Consider the following 22,743-nt stretch of genomic DNA (forward strand, 5'->3'; position numbering starts at 1 on the left):
GCACAAGCAAGAATAAAAGGCAATTCAATGGCTTCGGATAGACAGAACCTGCAGGACGCTTTTCTAAATCACGTCCGCAAGACCAAAGTTCCGGTGACGGTTTTTTTGATTAACGGGGTGAAGCTGCAAGGCGTGATCACTTGGTTTGACAATTTTTGTGTGCTGCTGCGTCGCGACGGACAGTCGCAACTGGTATACAAGCATGCGATTTCGACCATCATGCCAAGCCAGCCCATCAACCTCTATGACGGTGAAGACGCCTCTTGAAGGAACATTCCGCGCATGTGACCCGCGCTTGGGTTCTACATCCTGACATTAAATCGGATCGGGGCCGGCGTGATGCGTCTATGGCCTTGGAAGAGGCTGTGTCTCTCGCTCATGCTTTGCCTGAGCTTGAGGTGGTCGGTTCGGATATTGTTCCGCTGCCCAAACCGCAGCCGGGAATGCTGTTTGGTTCTGGCAAAGTTGCAGAACTGGCGGCTAAGCTTGAAGCCAATGACGTCGAACTGGTGCTGATTGACGGGCCGGTGACACCTGTCCAGCAACGCAATCTGGAAAAAGAATGGGGGGTCAAGCTGCTTGACCGAACCGGTCTGATCCTCGAGATTTTCTCGGATCGGGCAGCAACGCGCGAAGGTGTGTTGCAGGTCGAAATGGCGGCTTTGTCCTACCAGCGGACCCGCTTGGTGCGTGCATGGACCCACCTAGAACGCCAGCGTGGCGGGCTTGGCTTTGTCGGTGGTCCCGGTGAAACCCAGATCGAAGCAGACCGCCGTGCCATTGACGAACAGTTGGTGCGCTTGAAGCGTCAGCTTGAAAAAGTTCAGAAAACCCGTGAATTGCATCGAAAAGCGCGGGCCAAAGTGCCCTATCCGATTGTGGCGCTTGTTGGGTATACAAACGCCGGAAAATCCACACTTTTCAACCGGTTGACCGGCGCAGAAGTGATGGCGAAGGACATGCTGTTCGCGACGCTTGACCCAACCATGCGGTCGGTGCGTCTGCCTACCGGGGCGGATGTAATTTTGTCCGATACGGTTGGGTTTATCTCTGATCTGCCGACCGAGCTTGTGGCCTCTTTCCGCGCCACCCTCGAAGAGGTTCTGGCTGCAGATGTGATTGTGCATGTGCGCGATATTTCACACGCCGAAAGCGCCGCGCAGGCCCGTGACGTCGACACAATTCTGGACAGTCTGGGGGTCGACAAGCGCACGCCGCAGGTCGAACTGTGGAACAAGCTGGACCGGCTCGATCCCGAAGAGGCAGATGCAGTCCGCCAGCGCGCCGCGCGCGAGGATACGATCTTTGCGGTCTCTGCTTTGACTGGCGAGGGCTTGGATGAGTTCCTTGAGGAAGTGACCCGCGCTTTGGGCGAAGAACAACGGGTTGAGGATTTGATCTTGGGGTACGAATTTGGGCGGCAACGGGCTTGGCTCTTTGAAAAGGGTCTGATCGAGGAAGAAGCGCAAGAGGAAGACGGCTATCATCTAACCGTGCGCTGGTCTGCCAAAGACAAAGCCCGCTTCGAAAGTCTCTAGCATCGTGAGGGCAGGCGGTTAACCGGCTGCCCATTTCATGTCAAACAAAGCCTGTGCCATTTTCAGCCGTGCGGCCTGCCGTTTAGACGGCGTGGCGGGCGTGTTTGCCCAAAGCCCAAGGGCGAATGCACGGCACAAGAATGCTGCCACCTTGGGATCGGCGGTTTGCGGACCGTAGCCTTGAGCGAGCGCTGGCAATCCTGCTTGTCCCAAGTCCAAAGCCAGTGAAAATAGATCTCGAAATGGTTCGTCCTCTCTCGCGTTTTCAAAATCGATTCCAAAAAGCGCGTCTTCGCCTTGGATTAGATTGCCCAGCGTGAGGTCGCGGTGGGTAATTGTTTTTGCCGATGGCAACCCGCGCAGGTCCAGTGTTTCATTTGCAAGATGCGTAGCAGCCGCAACAAAAGCGTCGGCTTTGGGCGGTGTACGAGTGCCGTCTCCGCACTGTTCGACCAGCCGCAATAGCCATGTTTTATGCCCAGCTGGCCGGAATGGATGGGGGCGCAGACTATGACTGTGATAGTTTGCAAGCCATTGACCGGACTGCAGTGCAATCCAACCTAGTCGCTCTGGCTGATCGCGAAGATCATCTGCCAGTGTCGTTGTTCCGGCGTCTTGCATCACCATTGAACATAGATCGGCATCAAAGGCCAGAACCTCGCTTGCCCGATAGGGACCGGTGTTCATAAGGTTGGCAACCGCGCATTGCCGCGTGGTTTGGGCGGCGGCTTTGTCGGCATTGCCGGGCCCCCAGATTTTGACCACAGCGGGCACCGGTGCTTCGGTGATCCGAAACACCGTGGCGCGCAGAGGTGCGACCAGTGGTTTGAGCGGCAGCAGATCCCCTGACCAGTCCGGCCACAGCCGCCGCACGGATAGGCTTGCGCCCCGATATGCGGTTTCAGCATCAAGGTGGGTGGCCAAATTCATAAGCGGCTCATGGTTTGGTTAGTTTGGTGATCCCAACCGAGGCAGCCCGTGCCAAATCAACATCCAGCGACATCGGAATATACTCTCCGCGCCGCCAAAGCTGACCAAGATCATCATAGTGGCGCGACAAGAAATGCCCGGATTGGCCGGTCGAAATCACAAACACCGAGCTGTCGGGGTCGGCAAAGTCATAGACGCCGCGATAGGCTGCGCCATGCACATTGGAAAAGGGCGTCGGCCCGATACCCGAGGTGCGCCCGCGCATCAACGTGTTGTCGCCGCCCGATGTGGATTGGGTGATATTCACAAAGGACCGTAGAATTGGCACATCGCCCAAAACCGTGTGTTTGTGTGTGGCTTCATGGGCAGTGCCCCAGCGCAGGCTTTCGAGAGCGGAGCCGTGGTTTTCCTCAATCCAGATCAGCGCATCGTCCAGCGCAAGGCGAGAGATGTCAGCGCAAGATTCGATCTTGACCGACCGGATAACGTCGCACCACTTGGACGCACCGCCGACATTGCGAAACACCCGTTCGATGAACAAAGGCTCTACATGGGTGTATTTATCGGCCAACGTCCCAAGGTCGTCGCGGATCAGACGTTCTTGCAACGCGCGAATCCACGCCGCATAAATCAGCGGTTCGGGCAGATATTCGTTCATCTCACCGTTCCAATTGGCCAGCAGATCCAGCGCGCGTTGGCGCAGCCGTTCCGGTGTGCCTGCCGCGGCCGCTTCGCCGGTGTACCATAAATCGCGGCCCATCAGCGGCAACAGGCTGCGGGCGGTGACGGAAACGGTATCGAGCTGGGCTTCGATGAAACTGTCGCGGGTGTGGACTTTGCGGCCCTGCATCAAGCCCTGCCACCGCTGCACCCGCTGGCTGTCCCCCCAGTCAAAACTGACGTGATTGGGAAAGGACCGGTCGACGGTTTTGTTGTTGGTGTTGCCAACGATGCCGCCTTCGGGGGCCAGAAATTCAGGGTTGGAGGAATAGGGCAGGGTGCCTTGCCAGCGGTTGTCCGCGACCCAACCGGGGGAGGGCATGCGGCCTTGGCTTTGGTGATTTGGGCTGCGGCGCGGCATGGCGCCGACCAGTTTCATCGCGACGTTCGAACCGTCAATCAAAGTCAGGTTCTGCGACGGTGCAATATGGATGCGCGACAGATCAATGGCGTCTTCGACGGATGTTGCGGTCATCAGGCCAATGGCTGCCGACATAGAGGTGTCTTTGGGGGACAGCGCTGTCCAAGACAGGGCGACGACATGTCCCGGCGGGGTCACCGCCTCAAGATCATAGGTTGAGCGCGGCAGCACGGGGCCGTTGTCTGTCCAGCGCAGGGTCAGCGTAATCGGCGCGGCGTCTTTGATATTGATGATCGATTTGCGGGTGACAAACGGTTTGAAACCGTCCGGTGTGCGGTATTCTTCGGTATTGTCAGGATTGATTTCTTCGATGAACAGGTCTTGGTCATCAAGATAGCTTGACGTAACCCCCCAAGCGAGCTTTTCCGACCGTCCCACGGCAATGGTTGGGATACCCGGAACGGTTCCGCCAATAACGCCGCCTTCGGCCAGTTCCAACCTTGCGAGATACCAAAAAGCAGGTGCGGTGAAGCCGAGGTGCGGATCGTTTGCCAAAAGTGTGCCTTGGCTGGCACTGCGTCCGGGGGCGGCGGCAAAGGCATTCGACGCGCCGGCCAAACCGCGGCGCGGGGCAGCTGGCAAGAAGGTGTCATCGGGTTGATTGGCTGCCAACCGGTTCAAAGGACCGGGCACAAGGCTGGCGTACTCGGGCAGGGCCGCAACCCCGATCCCCGGCATATCGGGCAAAATATCGGACAGGCGTTGATTATCGTCGAGCAGGAGCGAAGTGCGCGCCCGCAGCACTTCTTCGGAAATATGGCCCGACAATTGCAGGGACATCAGCTTCATAATGGCGATGGAATCTGCGGGTTGCCACGGTGCCATGGGGGCGTTGAACACAAACAATTCCGGCGCGCCGCGCCCAAGGCTTTTGCTGTTGATCTCGGAAATGCGGGCGTTGACGCCGGCGGAATAGGCCTCAAGCGCATCAAGCGTAGCTGCATTTTGGTGCGGCACCGATTGCACGGCCAGCGGATACAGATCGAGACGGCGCAGCAAGGTGTCGGTTTTCAAGGTGCGGGTGCCAAAGATCTCGGACAACCGGCCCTGCGCGGTGCGGCGCAAAACTGTCATTTGCCACAGGCGGTCTTGGGCATGGGAATAGCCAAGTCCAAAGAAGGCATCGCGGTCGGACAGTGCCATAATATGCGGCACTGCGGCGTTATCGCGGATAATTTCGATCGTGGCGGTTATGCCAGAGACGGGCAATTCTTTATCGTAATCGGGCAAGGATCGTTTGGCGAGATATTGCGTGGCCAAAACGCCCAAAACCACTGCAACAACAGCCAAAGTTGACAGACGGAGCAGCCACCGGAACACAAGCACCATTTCCCTTGTCCTCGCCTTACGTTAGTTGAAAGTGAGATTGGACCTAACTGGTGTGCGGCAACTTGCCAAGGGCTGGGGACGAAGTGGGAGATTGAGAATGGCGAAATTGGCGTTTTTGGGCCTGGGCGTAATGGGCTACCCGATGGCGGGACATCTGGCGAAAGCCGGGCATGAGGTCACGGTGTATAACCGGACGGCCTCCAAGGCAGAGGCTTGGGCCTTGGAATTTGGCGGCGAAGCTGCCGCAACCCCGCGCGAGGCAGCGGCGGGCGCAGATTTCGTGATGAGCTGCGTCGGCAATGATGACGATCTGCGCGGCGTTTGTCTGGGCGATGACGGGGCCTTTGCCGGAATGGCGCAGGGCGCGGTTTTTGTCGATCACACCACTGTGTCGGCGCTGGTGACGCGCGAATTGAATGCGGTTGCGGGCGATTTGGGCGTGAAATTCGTTGATGCACCCGTGTCTGGCGGGCAAGCCGGGGCCGAAAACGGTCAGCTGGTTATTATGTGCGGCGGCGAAGCGGCTGTTTATGATCGTGCCGAGCCGGTCATGGCGAGCTATGCCAAACTGTGCAAGCGCCTTGGCGAAAGCGGCGCGGGACAGATGTGCAAAATGGTCAACCAGATATGCATCGCCGGTCTGGTGCAGGGCTTGTCCGAAGGCTTGCATTTTGCCGAAAAAGCCGGGCTGGATGGCCGCGAGGTTGTTGAGGTTATCGGCGGCGGCGCTGCGGGCAGCTGGCAGATGGTAAACCGGTTTGAAACCATGATCGACGGCGCGTTCGAGCATGGCTTTGCGGTGGACTGGATGCGCAAGGATCTGGGGATTTGTCTGGACACAGCTGATGAAACCGGAGCGTCTTTGCCTGTCACAGCGTTGGTCGATCAATTCTACAAAGATGTTCAACAGATGGGCGGCGGGCGTTGGGATACCTCTAGTCTGATCAAACGGTTGAACAAGTGATGATGTGCCCTCAAGGGGGCCGTTGTTAAGCGGACTTGGACCTTTGGTCCAAGGCTCTCTCTTCTCGGCCCCCAACCTGTCCTTCCCCCGTAGTCGGGGGAAGGGAGCGCGCTGCAGGCCTACCCTGCCAAAGCAGTCTGGTCGGGTTTTGCGGCTGTATTTGCCCGAGCTGGTGCCGAAGCGATCAACTTGCAGTGATTAACTGGATGTTTATCTCTTGTTGGAAACAACGCTTGGCTGCCTTTGGGGAAACACCCATTTTAGCAAGGTGATGCAGGGCGAATGCGATTTTGCCCATTGTCTTTTCCACAGACGTGCCTTTATGTTACACAATAGGTGCGTGTGACTTTTTACACCGCCAGAGAGTTTCGCTGTTTTTGGACCTTGATCAGTATCTAGCTGACCCAAAAACAGGCCGATTGGGCCGAAAGGCCAATTTACTGTGCCCGGACCGCGACATGCGACGGGCCTCGAACGGGCGCCGCCCACCGCACTTGGTGGGATGAGCGTCGGAGAAGAAACGCGATGAAGCGCGCGACACACATGAGGCATCAGGACGGGGCGCATTCGCCCCGCCATGCCCGCGCGCCTATGCTCGCCCTTACAAGCCACGCCTACCGCACTTCTGCACCACCTGGAATGATCACGGGGATTCCCCCCTCTGTTCGGTCCGTGTTGGACAGGGGATCGGCCGCGTGCAAACGGATAACATGGCTAAGAAAATGCTCATCGATGCCACCCATGCGGAAGAAACCCGCGTTGTGGTGGTCGACGGAAACAAGGTTGAGGAATTCGACTTTGAATCAGAAAACAAGCGCCAGCTAGCTGGCAATATCTATTTGGCGAAGGTGACACGGGTTGAACCGTCGTTGCAGGCTGCCTTTGTGGATTACGGTGGAAACCGCCACGGCTTTTTGGCCTTTTCGGAAATTCACCCCGATTACTATCAGATCCCGATCGCGGATCGTAAGGCCTTGATGGAAGAAGAGGCCGCTTTGGCTGCTGCGGCAGCGGAAGAGGATGATGAACGCGACAAGCCAAAGCGGTCGCGGACCCGGACACGTCGCAAACCCAAAACCGCCGATGTGCAGGCCGACGCCAAGCCCGACACGGCCCCTGAGGTGAAAGCTGCTGACGGTGCGGTCGATGCGGCTGCGCCCAACAAGGCACCTGATGCACCGCGTGAGATCAGTGGTATGGAAACCATTGATTTGAACGACGGGGACGATAGCGAAGCCGGTGCGCCGGGCGAAGGTCTGTCGCCGATGGAAACTGTGCACGAGCAGTTGATCGCCGAACCTATTGATTCTGTAGAGGATGTTCAGCCGGAAACGGAGACCGCGCCTGCTGACGTGGTTGAAAGTGCCGAGGCCGAGGTCGTTCCTGCGGCTGACGCTGCCGAAGACGTTCCCGCGGAAGCCGGTGAAGCAGAAACCATTGCGGCAGAGGCCGTAGAAGTACCTGCTGTGAGTGACGAGGTTGAGACCGAGGCCGAGAAACCACAGCGTCCTATGGCTGCTGATTCCGAAGACAAACCTGTTGTCGTCAGCGCGGATCCATCCGAAGTGACTGATGCGCCGGACGAAGCGGCAGCGCCGGTTGCCGAAGAAGCGGCAGCGCCAGTTGCTGAAGATGCGGCAGCGCCAGTTGTTGAAGAAGCGGCAGCGCCGGTTGTTGAAGAAGCGGCAGCGCCAGTTGCTGAAGATGCGGCAGCGCCAGTTGTTGAAGAAGCGGCAGCGCCAGTTGTCGAAGACGTTGCCGTTGACGCTCAGGATGACACCGAAACCCCAGAGGCACCGGCCCAAAAGGCCAAAGCATCCGAGCGCGATTCTTCAATCGAATCCGTGGCCGATGATGACAGCGAAGAAGACATCCGTCCGCGCCGTAAACCTCGCCCGCGCCGGTATAAAATCCAGGAAGTCATCAAAGTTCGTCAGATCATGTTGGTGCAGGTCGTCAAAGAAGAGCGCGGCAACAAAGGCGCTGCTTTGACCACTTACCTGTCTCTGGCCGGTCGTTATTGTGTCTTGATGCCCAACACCGCGCGCGGTGGCGGAATCAGCCGCAAAATCACCAACGCTGTGGACCGCTCAAAGTTGAAGTCGATCGCTAATGAGATCGACGTTCCAACCGGTGCGGGTCTCATCATTCGGACAGCCGGTGCCAAACGCACCAAAACCGAAATCAAGCGCGACTATGAGTATTTGCAGCGTCTGTGGGAGCAGATCCGCGAGTTGACGTTGAAATCCTCGGCCCCTGCGAAAATCTACGAAGAGGGCGATCTGATCAAACGCTCGATCCGCGATCTTTATAACCGCGAGATTGACGAAGTGTTTGTAGAAGGCGAGCGCGGCTACCGCATTGCCAAGGACTTCATGAAGATGATCATGCCGTCCCACGCTAAAAACGTGAAAAACTACAATGAATCGATTCCGCTGTTTGCGCGCTATCAGGTCGAAAGCTATCTGGGGGGGATGTTTAACCCCACTGTTCAGCTGAAATCCGGTGGCTACATCGTGATTGGCATCACCGAAGCGCTGGTTGCGATTGATGTGAACTCGGGCCGCTCAACCCGCGAAGGGTCAATCGAGGACACCGCGACCAAGACCAACCTTGAAGCTGCCGAAGAAGTTGCACGCCAGCTGCGGTTGCGCGACCTTGCCGGTCTGATCGTCATCGACTTTATCGATATGGATGAGCGTAAGAACAACGCCGCCGTTGAAAAACGCATCAAGGACAAGCTGAAAACAGACCGTGCCCGCATCCAAGTCGGCCGCATTTCGGGCTTTGGCCTGATGGAAATGTCACGTCAGCGTCTGCGCCCCGGTATGATCGAGGCAACCACGCAGCCTTGCCCCGCCTGTCATGGCACCGGTTTGATCCGGTCGGATGACAACATGGCTTTGCAGGTTCTGCGCCAGATCGAAGAGGAAGGCGTGCGCCGCCGGTCTCGTGAGGTTCTGGTGAAGTGTCCGGTCTCGATTGCGAACTATTTGATGAACCAGAAACGCGAACACATCGCCCAGATCGAGTCGCGTTATGGCATGTCGGTGCGCATCGAAGGTGATCCGCATTTGGTTGCGCCCGACTTTACTGTCGAAAAGTTCAAGACCGCGACACGGGTTGTGCCTGTGGCCGCAGCACCTGTGGTGTCGGTGGACACCTCTTTGATGGATTTGATTGACGAAGAGACCGAGGCCGAAGAGGTCGAGATCGAAGAGGCGGAAATCGTCGAGGAGCCCCAAGAAGCCAAGGAAAAACCGGAAGCGGTTGAAACTGGCGAAGATGGCCAGCCGAAAAAGCGCCGTCGTCGCCGGCGTCGCAAACCTTCCAAATCCCGTGAAGAGGGCACCGAAGGGGTTGAGGCTGACAAAGTAGAGGGTGCTGCCGAAAAAGCAGGTGAAGCGAAAGCCGAGACAAGTTCGGATGCGCCAGAAGCGCCTGCTGAAACGGTTGACGGAGAAGAAAAGCCTAAAAAGCGCCGGTCGCGCCGGTCCCGGTCGCGCAAAAAGCCAGCCGATGCAGCAGCAGAGGGTGTTGAAACACCAACAGCAGAAGCGACGCCTGTTGATGCGGCTCCGGCTGAAGCAGCACCTGCGGATACAGCCGCGCCTGTTGCGGATACAGCGATTGCAGATGCGCCCGTTGTTGAAGCGCCCGTTGTTGAAGCTCCTGTAGCTGAAACGCCTGTGGTTGAAGCGCCTGCTGCCGAGGTCGCGGTTGTTGAGGCAACTGCGGTGGAAGCCAAGCCTGATGCCGCAGAGCAAGCAGCTCCGGTTGCCGAAACTCCGGCACCTGAGCCTGCGGTTGATGCGGCTCCTGAAGAATCTGCCGCTGCTCCTGCCGAGCAGCCCGCAGAGGCTGTTGCTGAAGAGACCAAACCGAAACGGGCCCGCACGCGCCGCAAAGCGTCGGATGTGATTGCATCCGTTGGCGTGGCAGTGGACGCGCCGGTCAACGGTGAAACCTTGGTGGCTGAGGAGCCAGCAGCTGCCGTTGCGGCCCCCGAAGCTGCAGAAACCGCCACGCCAGAGCCGGAAACGGCCCCTGACAGCGACAAGCCCAAGCGACGTGGTTGGTGGTCCTTAGGCAGTTAAGCCAAAACAAGAAAAACCCCGGCCATCGCGCCGGGGTTTTTGATTCTCTGCGTTATTAATTGTTCTGTGGGGCGAGCGAGGCCAAATCCGCAGTCCGTGTTAGGCTTTGCGCAATGTCCAGATCATCACCGCGCCGTCTTCGGATTGATCGACCAGCGCATGTCCGGCCTCATGGCAATAATGGGGCATGTCGATCACTGCGGCAGGATCGTCGGTGCGCACAATCAACACATCCCCGATATTGAGCGCCTGCATACGTTTGCGCGCTTTGAGAACGGGGAGGGGGCATAGCAGCCCGATGGCATCAAGTTCATGGGTCATGGGTGTGAGATAATCGCAATCCGCACCGACGTCCACGAGGATGTGACCGGATGTGCGCGTGACGGCGCGGCGGCGATAGCCTATGACCGCAGTATGTTTGGAATCGAAATCATCGACGCATCGCTTTTGCCCGCCATGTTTGTGGCGCTGCTGGCTGGAATTGTCTCTTTTCTCAGCCCCTGTGTGCTGCCTATTGTGCCGCCCTATCTGGCCTATATGTCCGGGATGAGTATGGGTGACGTCACCGAAGGCCAAGGCCGGGGCCGCATCATTATGGCGGCTTTGTTCTTTGTTATGGGCCTGTCGACCGTGTTCATCCTGCTGGGCTTTACCGCCAGTTGGATCGGGTCGTTTTTCTTGCAAAATCAGGTGCTTTTGGCACAGATTTCAGGTGTTGTGGTCGTGATTTTCGGTCTTCATTTTCTGGGCGTATTCCGCATCGGCTTTCTGGACCGCGAGGCACGCATGGAAACAGGTGAGGCAGGCGGATCGGCCTTTGGGGCCTATGTGCTGGGTCTGGCCTTTGCCTTTGGCTGGACACCTTGCATCGGGCCACAGCTGGGCGCGATCTTGTCTTTGGCGGCGTCAGAGGCATCGGTGGCGCGCGGCACGCTGTTGCTTGCAGTCTATGCTGCGGGTTTGGGCATTCCCTTTTTGCTTGCGGCGATTTTTCTCACCCGCGCTATGGGGTTGATGAACAAAATCAAACGCCACATGGGGTTGATTGAGAAAGTCATGGGGCTTTTGCTTGTGGCCGTTGGTTTGGCGCTGATCACTGGTGCCTTTTCAGCGATGGCCTTTTGGCTGCTTGAGACATTTCCGGCGCTGGCCACCTTGGGCTAACGGCTGATATTGCCATCAAATCATGTGTCTTATTGTGGGCTTACTCTTGCCGAAATGGCGGGGTAGAGTTTTCCTCAAGAGAGGTGATTTGTCATGGTCCAGCAAACCGTTGCCAAGCGGCGGGTGTTTTATATTCCCGGATATGATCCCATTCATCCGCGCCGCTACCGCGAGCTGTACCGCAAAGAGGGCGCGGCGCAGGCGCAAATTTCCGGCTATGACTTGAGGCTGAAGCCCAAATCCGGCGGCGGCACCTATGGCTGGCACGTTCATGCAGAAATGGGCGGTCAGGCAGTGCAAGCTGACGTCGAGGTGCTGGTATGGTCCGACATCGTGCGCGGCAGCATGTCGAACACCATCCCCGCGACCTATGCGCAATTGGTCCGCACGGCGTGGGAATACATCGCCACCGGCGCGCTCTGGCGGTTGATGAAACTGCGCAAAGGGCCGGTGATAGCGGCGCTCTACCCGATTGGCGCACTGATCTTGCAACTGCTGGTAGCTGTTTTGCTGGGCTGGGCGGGGTTTGCCTTGGTTGATCTTGGCCGCCCGTGGCTGGGGCCCGTTTCCACCGTGATTGGCGCGGCGGTTTTCGGGGCAGTTGCATGGGCTGTGCTGCGGTGGTTTCAGGCCAAAGACGGCAAACTGTTCGCCTATTATCTGATGCATGATTACGCATATTCGGCGCAGTTTCGCGGGGCAAATCCCCCTGATTTGGAACAGCGCATGAGCGAGTTCGGCAAGGTGATTGCCGAGGCGCTCAAGGGCGATGGCGATGAGATTTTGGTGGTCGGGCACAGCTCGGGCGCGCATTTGGCTGTGTCAATTCTGGCGGATATGATCCGTGCAGGTGAAGTGCCCAAAGACGGGCCGAAACTGGCGTTTCTCAGCCTCGGGCAGGTGGTGCCGATGGTGTCTTTTCTACGCGGAGCGTATCGGCTGCGGGCTGACCTGCAATTCTTGTCCAGCCAGGAGGCGCTGACTTGGGTTGATGTGACCGCGCCCGGCGACGGCTGCGCCTTTGCGCTCTGTGATCCGGTGGCCGTGTCCGGTGTCGCGCCAGCGGACAAACGCTGGCCTTTGGTGTTTTCGGCGCAATTCACCAAATCGCTCAGCCCTGCGCGTTGGAAAGAACTGCGATGGAAGTTCTTTCGGCTGCATTTCCAGTATCTGTGCGCCTTTGATGCGCCTTTGGACTATGATTATTTCCAAATCACCGCTGGTCCGACCCTGCTAAGCGACAGGTACGCAGGCAGGCCGCCGTCGGGTAGCCGGATAGACTGGCCGGTCTCCAAATACACGAGCACACAGCCATGATCCCGCCCAAACCCGCAGCGCGCGGTGAAAAGACGTCGCTGTGGCGGTATATGAAACTGTTTCGCCAAGATATTTTGTCGGCGCAGCCCGCCAAGCTTTACCGCGCGTGGATGGCGGAATTTAAAACCCCGTTTTTCCGGTCCTACCTGATGAATCAGCCAGAACTGGTGAAGACTGTTCTGAAGGACCGGCCCATGGATTTCCCCAAATCCAGCCGTATCTCGGAAGGATTGCGACCGCTGCTTGGAGAGTCGGTTTTTTTGACCAATGGCGCGACATGGGAGCGACAGCGGCGCATCATTGATCCGGCATTTGAAGGTGGGCGGCTGCGCGATACCTATCCTGCGATGTGGGCGGCCAGTGTCGCGGCGCAATCGCGTCTGGCGGCGCAAGCGGGGCAGGTGGTTGAGATTGAGGAGCTGGCCAGCCATGCGGCGGCAGATGTGATTTTCCGCACCTTGTTTTCCATTCCGATAGAAGATGATTTGGCTGCAGCGGTGTTTCGCGAATTTCGCGCCTATCAACGCAGCCAACCGATATTGAACCTAGCGGCGTTTTTGCCGATCCCGTCGTGGATGCCGCGATTTTTTCGCAAGGATACCAAGGCCGCGGCCAATCGTATCCGCAGTTTGATCCGGCAATTGACAGACCGCCGTATGGAAGAAATCAAATCCGGCACCGCGCCCGATGATCTGGCGACCAAGATCATGACCACCAAAGACCCCGAAACGGGCGAGGCGTTCTCGAGTGAAGAAATGGTCGATCAAGTGGCGATCTTCTTTCTTGCCGGACATGAGACCAGCGCCAGCGCCCTTGGCTGGGGGCTGTATCTGATGGCGCTGTTCCCTGACTGGCAAGACAAGCTGGCGCAAGAAGCACAAGACACAGGCCTAAGCGGCACTTTTTCGGAGGTCAGCAAGCTGCGAGTTAGCCGTGATGTGTTTCGCGAAACGCTGCGGCTATACCCGCCGGTTCCGATGATGGTGCGCGAAGCCAGTTGCCCCGAAACATTTCGAAACCGCGACGTGCCCAAAGGTGCGCAGATTGTTCTGAGCCCATGGCATTTGCACCGGCATGAACGGATCTGGGACAGGCCGGACGACTTTGATCCGGGCCGGTGGCAAACCGAGAATGGCAGGCAGTGCGCGCGCGATGCCTATATCCCGTTTTCGGCGGGCGCGCGGGTCTGTACGGGGGCGGGCTTTGCCATGGTCGAAGGCGTTCTTTTACTGTCCTTGCTGCTGCGGGATTTAGAAGTTGCGCCAGTGGAAGGCCGGATTCCGGTGCCCGAAGCGCATCTAACCGTACGCGCCCGCGACGGAATTTGGCTCAAAGTGACCAATCGGTGATCGCCGGTTTTAATTCAGTGACCGAATAAAATTGGTATACCATTTCGTTAGCGCTAAACCACTCAGGGTGCTCTACCCAGCACGGCAAGGCTCGTTTAAGGAAGGCGTAAATACGTTTTCCAACGAGGATCAGACATGGCATTTGAAAAGCAAACCCAGCAGATGGCATCGGGCAAGGGCTTTATTGCGGCGCTTGACCAATCGGGCGGCTCAACCCCCAAGGCCCTGCGTCTTTATGGTGTCACCGAAGACATGTATGACGGCGATGAGGCGATGTTTGGCGAAATCCACGCCATGCGGTCGCGGATCATTCTGGCCCTTGATTTCACCAGCGAAAAAGTCATCGGTGCGATCTTGTTCGAACGCACGATGCGCGGCGAAGTCAACGGCAAGCCAACGGCGCAGGCGCTGTGGGAAGATCGCGGTATTGTGCCCTTCTTGAAGATCGACAAAGGTCTAGAAGACAAAGCCAATGGCGTTCAGTTGATGAAGCCTATTGATGGTCTGGCCGCAACTTTGGCAGATGCCAAAGGCTTTGGTGTATTTGGTACCAAGGAACGCTCGGTTATCTATGAAGCCAATGCAGACGGCATCAAAGCGGTTGTTGCGCAGCAGTTCGAGCTGGGCAAAGAAGTGGTTGCCGCTGGACTGGTTCCGATCATCGAACCCGAAGTCGACATTCATTCAGCCACTAAGGCAGAAGCCGAAGACATTCTGAAAGCCGAAATCGCGGCGCAACTGGATGCACTGGCGGATGACCAGACTGTTATGCTCAAGCTGACTATCCCAACCCAGGACGGTCTATACGACTCGCTTGCGGATCATCCGCGCGTGTTGCGGGTTGTGGCCCTTTCGGGTGGCTATTCAACGGATGAGGCTTGTGATCGTCTGTCGCGCCAACCCAAAATGATTGCCTCGTTTAGCCGCGCGTTGACAGAAGGCCTGTCAAAACAGCAAAGCGAATCCGAGTTTAATGACGCATTGGGAAGCAACATTACAAAGATTTTCAACGCCTCTGCCTAAGGTTTTTTGGCCAAGCAGAGGGTGAAAACCTGACAAAACCCCGCCGGACAGCGTCCGGCGGGGTTTTTTCTGTCTTGGCGTCAAGCAGACCGGTTAACGTTGGCCCGCTTGTATGCTGCGGTAATCTGCAAGGGTTTTGCCCGGTTCATCCACAAATAACCCCGGCAGCGGCACCAATGTGGTGATCCGGTCAACCCGCAGGCTTAGGAATGCACCGGTGGTATCGCTGTAACACACACAAGACCAAACCCGCCCCCAATAATCGAGATGCAGCGGCCGCACGTCGTGGGTGTCTTCGCCGGCCACCAACCGCAGCCGTTGGTGGGCGCGAATGGCCCCTCGAATGGCTGGCATGTGCACAAAGCCGCGCGCGGCCTCGGAAAACCCTTCGGTCGCAAATCCGAAGGGGGCAGGCGGCGGGCCTGATTCCTCGGGCAGCACCGCGTCGATCTTGCCCGACAGGCTGCGGGCATCATCGCTGAAATCCTCCAGCCCCGATGCGGCAAGAGTCGCCAAAGCCAGATGCAGCGCTTCCAATTCGCCTTCGGTCAGGTTCAGAGGCGGCAGTGTGACGGCGGCGCGCACGGTGTAGCCATATCCGCGGGTGCCTTCGACCGGCACCCCGGATTCGGCCAATGTCTCCATATCGCGGTAGATCGTGCGCACCGAGACCGCCAAATCCTGCGCCATCGCCTCTGCCGTGTGCAGTTGTCCGTCACGCAACCGTTGCATAAGGGCGTATAGCCTGTCCGACCGCTTCATTTTTGCCCCATATTGCTGTCGCTCCTGACAAAATCCTGACAACTGACAGTCTCATGACAAATTGGACAATGCAACGCGTCGCTTTGGCGCTTTTCGTGGGGACAAAGGCGCATTAGATACCATAAGTAACATTTATCAGGGGGCGACATGCCCCTTCGCGTTAAGGAGAAACCCAATGGGTATTGGAAATATCGGCCTTCCGGGCCTTTTGCTGATTGCAGTTGTTGTACTGGTTCTGTTTGGCCGCGGCAAAATCTCGTCGCTGATGGGCGAAGTGGGCAAAGGCATCACAGCGTTCAAAAAGGGCGTGGATGAAGGCAAAAAAGAGATCGAAGACACCGCCGCTGATGAGGCCGTCGACGTGACCCCAGCGGACGAAAAAGACAAGGTTTAAGCCATGTTTGACTTCTCCATGGGAGAGTTGCTGGTCGTTGGGGCTGTCGCGCTGATTGTCGTGGGTCCCAAAGATTTGCCGGGGTTGTTTCGAAATGTCGGCCAGTATGTGGGCAAGGCGCGCGGAATGGCGCGCGAGTTTAGCCGCGCCATGAATGACGCTGCTGAAACCACCGGTGTTGGCGACGTCGCCAAATCGTTCAAAGCGGCCACTGATCCTGTGGGCACAGCCATGGATGGCGTCAAAGATGCTGCCAAATCCATGAGCGGAATCGACCCCGACAGCAACACCGGCAAATTGTCCAAAGAGCGCGAAGAGGCCAAGAAAAAGATCGAGGCCAATGCTGCGCGTGTGGCCGCCAAACGCAAGGTGCGCGAAGCCGAAGAGGCCAGTAAAAAGGCCGAAGAGCTGGAACAATCACTGACGCGCGATGACAGCCCGGCCAGCGACGGCGGGCCTGATGCAGGCGGCGACGCTGGCGGCGATGGGGGGAACGCATGAGCGCGACTGAAAACGATATCGAAGACAGCGCTGCCCCATTGATCGAACATCTGGCCGAGCTGCGCACGCGGCTGATCCGGGCCGTGATCGCTTTTGTGATTGGGATTTCGATCTGTTTTATTCCGATCAACGGCGAATTCATCGCGGGTCATATCCTCGAATTCCTGTTGAAGCCGATTGAAGATACTTTGCGAACGTTGGGCGATCCGTCTCCGACGTTGCAGTACACATCGCCGCAGGAATATCTGTTCACGTTGTTCCGCATTTCTATGGTGTTTGGCTTTGGGATGGCCTTTCCGGTCATTGCGCACCAGCTTTGGCGCTTTGTGGCACCGGGGTTGTACAAGACTGAAAAGAATGCGTTTTTGCCCTTTATCATCGCCTCACCGGCGATGTTCATGCTTGGGGCTAGCTTTGCGCATTTCGTGGTGACACCGCTGGCTATGGCGTTTTTCCTTGGCTTTGCTGATGTCAGCTCGATCTTGAACCTTCTGGCCGCTTCTGCACCGGATTTGCCCGCTGACGCGGTTGTGACACCGCCGACGGAAGAGGGCATCAAGGTGACCTTCTTTGGCAAGGTCAACGAAAGCCTTGATATCACGCTGAAATTTATCATGGCCTTTGGCCTGTGTTTCCAGCTGCCTGTCTTGTTGACTTTGATGGGCAAGGCCGGGTTGGTCAGTGCCGACGGGCTTGGCAGTGTGCGTAAATATGCGATGCTGGGCATTTTGGTTCTGGCCGCACTGGTGACACCGCCAGATGTTGTGACACAGCTGATTTTGTTCACAGTGGTTTACGGACTCTATGAGATCTCGATTTTCTTGGTTCGTATGGTCGAAAAGAAGCGCGAAAAAAATCTGCGTGAGCAGGGCTTGTGGTTCGAAGACGACGATGAAGAGGCAGAAGACCCTTTGATTGCCGAATTTGACGCTGATGAAAATTCAGAGGATGAGGACAAGAAGTGATCGATCCTCTGAATGATCCGATGGAACGCATTGCCGCGGCGCTGGAGCGTATGTCTCCCGCGCCGTTGGCAGCCCCCGATTTCAGCGCCGAGGCTTTTGTCTGGCACACTGGTCCCGAGCGGCTGGAACCGGTTATTAACGTCAGCCGTGTGGATTTGTCTTTGCTTTTGGGCGTTGACCGGTCGCGCGATACGCTGCTGGCCAACACGTTGCAATTTGCCCGTGGGTTGCCCGCCAATAATGCCCTTTTGTGGGGGGCGCGCGGGATGGGAAAATCCAGCCTTGTCAAAGCGGTCCACGCCAAAGTTCAAGCCGAAGGCCTGGATCTGAAGCTGGTTGAATTACAGCGCGAAGACCTGCCGACTGTGGCCCGCTTGATGGATATTTTGCGTGGGGCTCCGTTTTGCTTTGTGCTGTTTTGTGACGATCTTAGTTTTAGCCATGACGATCAGCATTACAAAAGCCTCAAGGCTGTGCTGGATGGCGGTGTGGCCGGACGGCCCGACAATGTTGTGCTTTATGCGACGTCGAACCGACGTCACTTGATGCCGCGTGACATGATCGAAAACGAGCGTGGCTCGGCCATCAATCCGTCTGAGGCGGTTGAGGAAAAAGTATCTCTGTCCGATCGGTTCGGCCTTTGGCTGGGCTTTCATCCGTGCAGCCAAGACGAATATTTGGCGATGATCCGTGGCTATTGTACGGCGCATGGCGTGACGATTTCTGACGATGACCTGCGCGCCGAGGCGATTGAATGGCAGGCGACACGCGGGGCGCGCTCGGGGCGGGTTGCTTGGCAATATTTTACCGATCTGGCCGGTCGCAAGGGTGTTTCCATTTATTAAGGCCCCCTGTGCCCATTGCCCCATTGAACGGGAATTTGGATTTGGAACAATCGCTTGACTGCGATGTCTTGATTGTTGGCGGTGGGCCGGCTGGCTTGGCCTGCGCCGCACAGCTGCCTACGCATTTTAGCTGCCTTGTGGTGCATCAAGACGCCGAAATTGGCAAACCGGTGCGGACCTCTGGCGGCAGCTGGGTGGCCGATCTTCAGACGCTCGGCGTGCCGGATCATCTGTATCAAGTCATCGACGAGATCGAGATCCGGTCTGACAACCAGCGCTCTTTGCATCAGATGCAACGCCACAAAATGGCGGTGCTGGATATTACCGGCACCTACCAATGGCTTGCCGATCTGGCCCACGCAGCAGGGGCCGACATCCGTACGGGGGCCAAGTTCCTCTCAACTGTTGTGAAGGGTGATACGCAGGTTTCGCAAGTGCGGTTCAAGGGCGAAGGCACGCGAACAGTGCGTTCAAAATACCTGATCGACGCCTCAGGCACACCGCGCGCCGTTCTCAGCGCCCTTGATCTGGGCAAGCGGGCCGAGCGGGTCGGTGTCGGGATTGAATATGAATACGAGATCGAAGAAGCCCCGATGAACCGGGCCGTGTTGTTTGTCGGGCAACCGGTTCTCAAAGGCTACGGCTGGATTTTTCCGGCCCCGAACAATCATTTGCGCATCGGTGTCGGGGTGATCCAGCCCGACACCGATATCTCGCCGCGTGATATCATGGAACCGCTTTTGACCCCCGCGTTTCTAGACAGCTATGGGTTAAGACTGGGCAAGCGTATTGCGGTCAATGCGGGCATTATCCCGTCCGAACCCTATGACCCGCGTTTGGTATTTGATCGGGTGATCCGGGTCGGGGACAGCGCCAATATTGCGACGCCAACTGTCGGCGAGGGCATCCGGTTGGCGATAGAGATGGGCCGTGATCTGGGGCAGCGCCTATGCGACGTCAAAGATCAGGGCAGCCCTGCGCCGCTGGCCCTGTATCAACGGCGCTGGCGAAAGCGGTTTATGCTGCAATATTTGTTTGGCTTTTGGGCAAACCGAAAAATTTCGCGCTATGGTGTGGCGCAATGGGACAAATCTATCGCACGGGTGGCAAGGATGTCCGAAAGTCAATTGGCAGCGCTTATCCGTTGTGAATTGCCCTTGAACCGCATGCTGTCTGCCGCTTGGGCACAGCTAAAGGCGCGGGTTTGCGCATGGTTCTCGTAAAACGGCCCTTGGGATTGTGCGTCTGCGCACGCTTGGAACCATTCTAACGACTTTTAGACCGCAATGATCTGCGATATATGTATGATTGAAGAAGCAGGAGCCCCCTATGTCCCGACCCATCGTCGGCATCATCAGCAATTCATATCTGCTGAATGATCAATACCCAGCCCATGCCGGTGGCACGATGAATTCCGAAGCCGTTTCAGGCGTGTCGGACTGTATGCCGATCTTGATCCCCGCCGATCCGCGCTTTGTATCCGTGGCTGAATTGATGGATGCGTGCGACGGGTTTTTGCTGACAGGCGGACGGCCCAATATTCACCCCGAAGAATACGGCGAAGATTACACCGATGCCCATGGGGATATGGACCGCGCGCGCGATGCGATCACCTTGCCGTTGGTGCGGGCCTGCGTCGAGCGGGGACAACCTTTCTTTGGCATTTGCCGTGGCTTCCAAGAGGTCAATGTCGCAATGGGTGGCACCTTGTATCCGGAAATTCGTGATCTGCCCGGACGGGACAATCACCGCATGCCGCCCGACGGCACGCTTGAGGAAAAGTTCGAACTGCGCCACCTTGTGTCTTTGGAAGAAGGCGGGGCGTTTCACCAATTGTTCGGTGCGGCGCAGGTGATGACCAACACACTCCATGGGCAGGGCATCAAATCCGCCGGTTCCCGGATCAAGGTCGAAGGCCATGCACCGGACGGAACTCCCGAAGCGATTGTTGTGCGTGATGCTCCGGGCTTTACAATGTCTGTGCAATGGCATCCTGAATGGGACGCAGCCAATGATCCGGTTTCGCGCCCCTTGTTCCAAGCCTTTGGTGCCGCGGTGAAATCCTTTGCTGCGGACCGCAAGGAACAGCTGCGTCAGACGGCGTAAACAGCGCCGCATAATTTGGTGTTTTAAACTGAAATGCCCGGGCTGAACCGCCCGGGCATTTCTTTTGAATTCAAAGGGGTCAGACGAAAAAGCTGAACTCTTTGTTCAAGGGAAGGCTGCGGGCGCGGGTGCCCGTCAGGTCGAACAGGGCGTTGGCCAAGGCCGGCGCGGCGGGCGGTGTGCCGACTTCGCCAATGCCGCCGATGTGTTCCTGGGTCTCAAGGATACGGACATTGACCTTGGGCATTTGTTGCATGCGCAGCGGGTCATAATCGGGAAAGTTCTGTTGTTCGACCTCTCCGGCGTCCCATGTGATCTCTTCTCCGATGGCGGCTGAGAGGCCGTAAGCCATACCGCCAAACAGTTGCGCTTCGATAATGCTCGGGTCCAATGCCACACCGGGGTCGGCTGCAATCCAGGCCTCGGTCATTTTGATATCGCCATCGACCTCTGCCACCTCGATGACAATCGCGGTCGGGGTGCCAAAGCTGTAGACCATCGCGACGCCGCGCCCTATGCCATCAGGCGTCTCGCCGGTCCAGCCGGACATCTCTTTGACCGCAGCCAGAACGTTATAGGCCGGTTCCCATTCATCGCGGGTCAGGCCAAGGCGGAATTCCATCGGATCAACGCCCGCCTTCTGTGCCATTTCATCGATAAACACCTCGGAAAAGAAGCCGTTAAAGCTGGCCCCGACAGAGCGCCAGAATCCCATAGGCGGGTTGGTGTCTGCCAGATAGCCGCGCACCTTGTAGTTTGGAATGCCGTAAGGTTGGTTGAACAGGCTGTCAGTGATCGAACGATCCGGCCCACCTGGGGCAAAGCCCATCCAGCGACCCATAGCTTGACGTGTGACTGATGGTGCAGAGACGCGGGCGTCGAGCATCACAGCACGGCCGTCTTTGACCCCGCCGGTCATGCGGGCAATGGCGCCGGGGCGGTAAAAGTCGCGGGCCATGTCTTCTTCGCGGGACCATGTGACCTGAACCGGCGTGCCGGGGATCGCCTTGGCAACGCGGGTGGCCAGAACCGAAAAGTCGAGCTCGCCGCGGCGACCAAATCCGCCGCCCATCAGGGTGGTTTCGACAATAACATCGTCCGTGTCCAAACCTGCTTCATCAGCGCAGGCGCTTTGGGTGAAGCCGGGGGCTTGGTTGCCCGCCCAGATCCGTAGCTTGCCACCGTCAAACCACGCGGTGGCGTTTTGCGGCTCCATCGTGGCGTGGCTGAGAAAGGGCACGCGGTATTCGGCGGTGACCTCGGTTGCGCCTTCGGGCAGCGCATCTGTGTTGCCATCATCGCGCAGGGTTGAATTCGGCTCTAGCTCAAAACCGGCTTCGATTTTAGCGAAAATGGCGTCGGTCGTGGCCTCATACGGCGCGTCCTCCCATTCTATCTCGATCGCTTGCAGGGCTTGCATGGCCAACCAGGTGTTGTTGGCTATCACGGCCACTCCGTCGCCCATGTCGACGATCTTTTCGACACCGGGCAGGTCGCGGGCATCGCGGTCATCGTAGGATTTCATGCCGCCGCGTTTGGGAGACATCCGGACCGAGGCAAATTTCATGCCGGGCAGGCGGGTGTCGATGCCAAATTTTGCGGTGCCGGTGGATTTTCCGGGAATGTCGACACGCGGAATGGAGGTGCCGAGGATTTTCCAGTCGGACTGCGGGCGCAATTTGACCTTCGGTGGATCAATCTCGGCGGCAGCCATGGCCAATTCGATATAGGTAAGGGTGGTGCCGTCCGGGGCAATGACGGTGCCGTTCTCGGTTTTCAGGTCTTTGGCTTTGACGCCCAATTGCTGCGCCGCTGCCTCTTTGAGCATTTCGCGCGCTGCTGCGCCCGAAACACGCATTCTATCATAGCCGTCGCGCATGGCCGTGGAGCCACCTGTGACTTGCAGATTCAGGACTTTGCCGACTTTGCCCATGACGCTCGCCAATGCGTGTTGCAGAGCGCTGTCGTCATAGCCTTTGGTGTTCATTCCTTCGCCCATCAGGGCGGAATTGTAGTAGGCCTGCGCGGGTTCGCCGTGCAGCACTGTGACCATGTCCAGCGTCACATCCAGTTCTTCGGCCAGCAGGGCGGCCCAAGTGGTATGGGTGCCTTGGCCCATTTCGGCGCGCGGAGCGATCAGGGTGATGCCGTCGGCGTTGATCAGAACAAAGGGGTTGAGCGCGGCCTCATCCGGACCTGGTTTCAACGGGTTGGGCGCAGGTTTGTTGACATACCACGCCCCGACGGCGACGCCGCCAACAATGGCAAGCGATCCAAACAAAAACGTGCGGCGGGCGATTTTTCCGATTGATGCCATG

At 57.6% G+C, this 22,743-nt stretch carries 19 protein-coding genes; 14 read left to right on the forward strand and 5 right to left on the reverse strand.

Annotation, left to right across the window (positions count from 1 at the left end):
• Positions 1-27 precede the first annotated feature (27 nt).
• The gene (gene hfq, locus C8N36_RS00565) at positions 28-267 is read left to right on the forward strand and encodes an RNA chaperone Hfq (RefSeq protein ID WP_097802888.1); all 240 of its coding nucleotides are present in this window, start codon (positions 28-30) and stop codon (positions 265-267) included.
• Positions 264-1,538 (forward strand): HflX GTPase family protein, encoded by a 1,275-nt coding sequence (gene hflX / locus C8N36_RS00570; RefSeq protein ID WP_484237532.1) that lies wholly within the window; start codon positions 264-266, stop codon positions 1,536-1,538. Before hfq ends, hflX begins: the two co-directional genes overlap by 4 nt.
• Positions 1,539-1,556: 18 nt before the next feature.
• Here the strand turns inward: hflX and C8N36_RS00575 are convergent, their stop codons facing one another.
• Together C8N36_RS00575 and C8N36_RS00580 are read right to left on the reverse strand one after the other, a co-directional pair.
• Positions 1,557-2,468, reverse strand: coding sequence for an aminoglycoside phosphotransferase family protein (locus tag C8N36_RS00575; protein WP_097802886.1), 912 nt, complete (start codon positions 2,466-2,468; stop codon positions 1,557-1,559).
• A 7-nt stretch (positions 2,469-2,475) separates the two neighbouring features.
• A complete protein-coding gene (locus C8N36_RS00580) occupies positions 2,476-4,938 on the reverse strand; it encodes a penicillin acylase family protein (RefSeq protein ID WP_097802885.1) in 2,463 nt (820 codons plus the stop codon).
• A 91-nt stretch (positions 4,939-5,029) separates the two neighbouring features.
• Between C8N36_RS00580 and C8N36_RS00585 the strand changes: the two genes are divergently transcribed.
• Both C8N36_RS00585 and C8N36_RS00590 read left to right on the forward strand, forming a co-directional pair.
• On the forward strand, positions 5,030-5,902 hold the full coding sequence (locus tag C8N36_RS00585; RefSeq protein ID WP_255253596.1) for an NAD(P)-dependent oxidoreductase: 873 nt from the start codon (positions 5,030-5,032) through the stop codon (positions 5,900-5,902).
• 710 nt (positions 5,903-6,612) lie between these two features.
• Complete coding sequence (locus C8N36_RS00590) at positions 6,613-9,999, forward strand: Rne/Rng family ribonuclease (protein ID WP_097802883.1); 3,387 nt, start codon at positions 6,613-6,615, stop codon at positions 9,997-9,999.
• Between the two features lie 99 nt (positions 10,000-10,098).
• Here the strand turns inward: C8N36_RS00590 and C8N36_RS00595 are convergent, their stop codons facing one another.
• Positions 10,099-10,320, reverse strand: coding sequence for a sulfurtransferase TusA family protein (locus tag C8N36_RS00595; RefSeq protein ID WP_097802882.1), 222 nt, complete (start codon positions 10,318-10,320; stop codon positions 10,099-10,101).
• A 93-nt stretch (positions 10,321-10,413) separates the two neighbouring features.
• Here C8N36_RS00595 and C8N36_RS00600 point away from each other — a divergent pair, with 93 nt between their 5' ends.
• The 4 genes from C8N36_RS00600 to C8N36_RS00615 all read left to right on the forward strand — a co-directional run bounded on the left by C8N36_RS00600 (position 10,414) and on the right by C8N36_RS00615 (position 14,852).
• Positions 10,414-11,163 (forward strand): cytochrome c biogenesis CcdA family protein, encoded by a 750-nt coding sequence (locus C8N36_RS00600; RefSeq protein WP_097803011.1) that lies wholly within the window; start codon positions 10,414-10,416, stop codon positions 11,161-11,163.
• Between the two features lie 93 nt (positions 11,164-11,256).
• Positions 11,257-12,480: a hypothetical protein gene (locus C8N36_RS00605; RefSeq protein WP_097802881.1), complete on the forward strand. Its 1,224-nt coding sequence runs from the start codon at positions 11,257-11,259 to the stop codon at positions 12,478-12,480.
• Positions 12,477-13,829: a cytochrome P450 gene (locus tag C8N36_RS00610; protein WP_097802880.1), complete on the forward strand. Its 1,353-nt coding sequence runs from the start codon at positions 12,477-12,479 to the stop codon at positions 13,827-13,829. The genes C8N36_RS00605 and C8N36_RS00610 overlap by 4 nt, the downstream gene beginning before the upstream one ends.
• A gap of 135 nt (positions 13,830-13,964) precedes the next feature.
• Positions 13,965-14,852 carry a fructose bisphosphate aldolase gene (locus C8N36_RS00615; RefSeq protein WP_097802879.1) on the forward strand — a complete coding sequence of 296 codons (888 nt, stop codon included), beginning with the start codon at positions 13,965-13,967 and terminating at the stop codon, positions 14,850-14,852.
• 93 nt (positions 14,853-14,945) lie between these two features.
• Here the strand turns inward: C8N36_RS00615 and C8N36_RS00620 are convergent, their stop codons facing one another.
• Positions 14,946-15,614, reverse strand: coding sequence for a helix-turn-helix transcriptional regulator (locus C8N36_RS00620; RefSeq protein WP_097802878.1), 669 nt, complete (start codon positions 15,612-15,614; stop codon positions 14,946-14,948).
• Between the two features lie 175 nt (positions 15,615-15,789).
• Between C8N36_RS00620 and C8N36_RS00625 the strand changes: the two genes are divergently transcribed.
• From C8N36_RS00625 to C8N36_RS00650, 6 genes are all read left to right on the forward strand, one after another.
• The gene (locus C8N36_RS00625; protein ID WP_097802877.1) at positions 15,790-16,008 is read left to right on the forward strand and encodes a twin-arginine translocase TatA/TatE family subunit; all 219 of its coding nucleotides are present in this window, start codon (positions 15,790-15,792) and stop codon (positions 16,006-16,008) included.
• 3 nt (positions 16,009-16,011) lie between these two features.
• Entirely contained in the window at positions 16,012-16,509 is a 498-nt protein-coding gene (locus C8N36_RS00630) for a Sec-independent protein translocase subunit TatA/TatB (protein ID WP_097802876.1), read from the forward strand.
• Positions 16,506-17,474, forward strand: a complete 969-nt coding sequence (tatC, locus tag C8N36_RS00635) for a twin-arginine translocase subunit TatC (RefSeq protein WP_097802875.1) — start codon at positions 16,506-16,508, stop codon at positions 17,472-17,474. Before C8N36_RS00630 ends, tatC begins: the two co-directional genes overlap by 4 nt.
• A 20-nt stretch (positions 17,475-17,494) precedes the next feature.
• Positions 17,495-18,319 carry an ATP-binding protein gene (locus C8N36_RS00640; RefSeq protein ID WP_097803010.1) on the forward strand — a complete coding sequence of 275 codons (825 nt, stop codon included), beginning with the start codon at positions 17,495-17,497 and terminating at the stop codon, positions 18,317-18,319.
• 41 nt (positions 18,320-18,360) lie between these two features.
• Positions 18,361-19,542: an NAD(P)/FAD-dependent oxidoreductase gene (locus C8N36_RS00645; protein ID WP_170125761.1), complete on the forward strand. Its 1,182-nt coding sequence runs from the start codon at positions 18,361-18,363 to the stop codon at positions 19,540-19,542.
• A gap of 106 nt (positions 19,543-19,648) precedes the next feature.
• Positions 19,649-20,425 carry a gamma-glutamyl-gamma-aminobutyrate hydrolase family protein gene (locus tag C8N36_RS00650; protein WP_097802873.1) on the forward strand — a complete coding sequence of 259 codons (777 nt, stop codon included), beginning with the start codon at positions 19,649-19,651 and terminating at the stop codon, positions 20,423-20,425.
• A gap of 79 nt (positions 20,426-20,504) precedes the next feature.
• On the opposite strand, the gene C8N36_RS00655 is transcribed toward C8N36_RS00650, so the two are convergent.
• Positions 20,505-22,742 carry a xanthine dehydrogenase family protein molybdopterin-binding subunit gene (locus C8N36_RS00655; protein ID WP_097802872.1) on the reverse strand — a complete coding sequence of 746 codons (2,238 nt, stop codon included), beginning with the start codon at positions 22,740-22,742 and terminating at the stop codon, positions 20,505-20,507.
• Position 22,743: the final 1 nt, after the last annotated feature.

It is taken from the genome of Pelagimonas varians, assembly GCF_003208435.1.
Classification (GTDB): Bacteria; Pseudomonadota; Alphaproteobacteria; order Rhodobacterales; family Rhodobacteraceae; genus Pelagimonas; species Pelagimonas varians.

Bases quoted from the DNA above. Each gene is read 5' to 3' on its own strand.
- C8N36_RS00615 (WP_097802879.1), top strand. From the start codon at position 13,965: ATGGCATTTGAAAAGCAAACCCAGCAGATGGCATCGGGCAAGGGCTTT.
- C8N36_RS00620 (WP_097802878.1), bottom strand. From the start codon at position 15,614: ATGAAGCGGTCGGACAGGCTATACGCCCTTATGCAACGGTTGCGTGAC.
- C8N36_RS00600 (WP_097803011.1), top strand. From the start codon at position 10,414: ATGTTTGGAATCGAAATCATCGACGCATCGCTTTTGCCCGCCATGTTT.
- tatC (WP_097802875.1), top strand. From the start codon at position 16,506: ATGAGCGCGACTGAAAACGATATCGAAGACAGCGCTGCCCCATTGATC.
- C8N36_RS00655 (WP_097802872.1), bottom strand. From the start codon at position 22,742: ATGGCATCAATCGGAAAAATCGCCCGCCGCACGTTTTTGTTTGGATCG.
- C8N36_RS00605 (WP_097802881.1), top strand. From the start codon at position 11,257: ATGGTCCAGCAAACCGTTGCCAAGCGGCGGGTGTTTTATATTCCCGGA.
- C8N36_RS00580 (WP_097802885.1), bottom strand. From the start codon at position 4,938: ATGGTGCTTGTGTTCCGGTGGCTGCTCCGTCTGTCAACTTTGGCTGTT.
- C8N36_RS00610 (WP_097802880.1), top strand. From the start codon at position 12,477: ATGATCCCGCCCAAACCCGCAGCGCGCGGTGAAAAGACGTCGCTGTGG.
- C8N36_RS00640 (WP_097803010.1), top strand. From the start codon at position 17,495: ATGGAACGCATTGCCGCGGCGCTGGAGCGTATGTCTCCCGCGCCGTTG.
- C8N36_RS00625 (WP_097802877.1), top strand. From the start codon at position 15,790: ATGGGTATTGGAAATATCGGCCTTCCGGGCCTTTTGCTGATTGCAGTT.
- C8N36_RS00590 (WP_097802883.1), top strand. From the start codon at position 6,613: ATGGCTAAGAAAATGCTCATCGATGCCACCCATGCGGAAGAAACCCGC.
- C8N36_RS00575 (WP_097802886.1), bottom strand. From the start codon at position 2,468: ATGAATTTGGCCACCCACCTTGATGCTGAAACCGCATATCGGGGCGCA.
- C8N36_RS00630 (WP_097802876.1), top strand. From the start codon at position 16,012: ATGTTTGACTTCTCCATGGGAGAGTTGCTGGTCGTTGGGGCTGTCGCG.
- C8N36_RS00595 (WP_097802882.1), bottom strand. From the start codon at position 10,320: ATGACCCATGAACTTGATGCCATCGGGCTGCTATGCCCCCTCCCCGTT.
- C8N36_RS00650 (WP_097802873.1), top strand. From the start codon at position 19,649: ATGTCCCGACCCATCGTCGGCATCATCAGCAATTCATATCTGCTGAAT.
- hfq (WP_097802888.1), top strand. From the start codon at position 28: ATGGCTTCGGATAGACAGAACCTGCAGGACGCTTTTCTAAATCACGTC.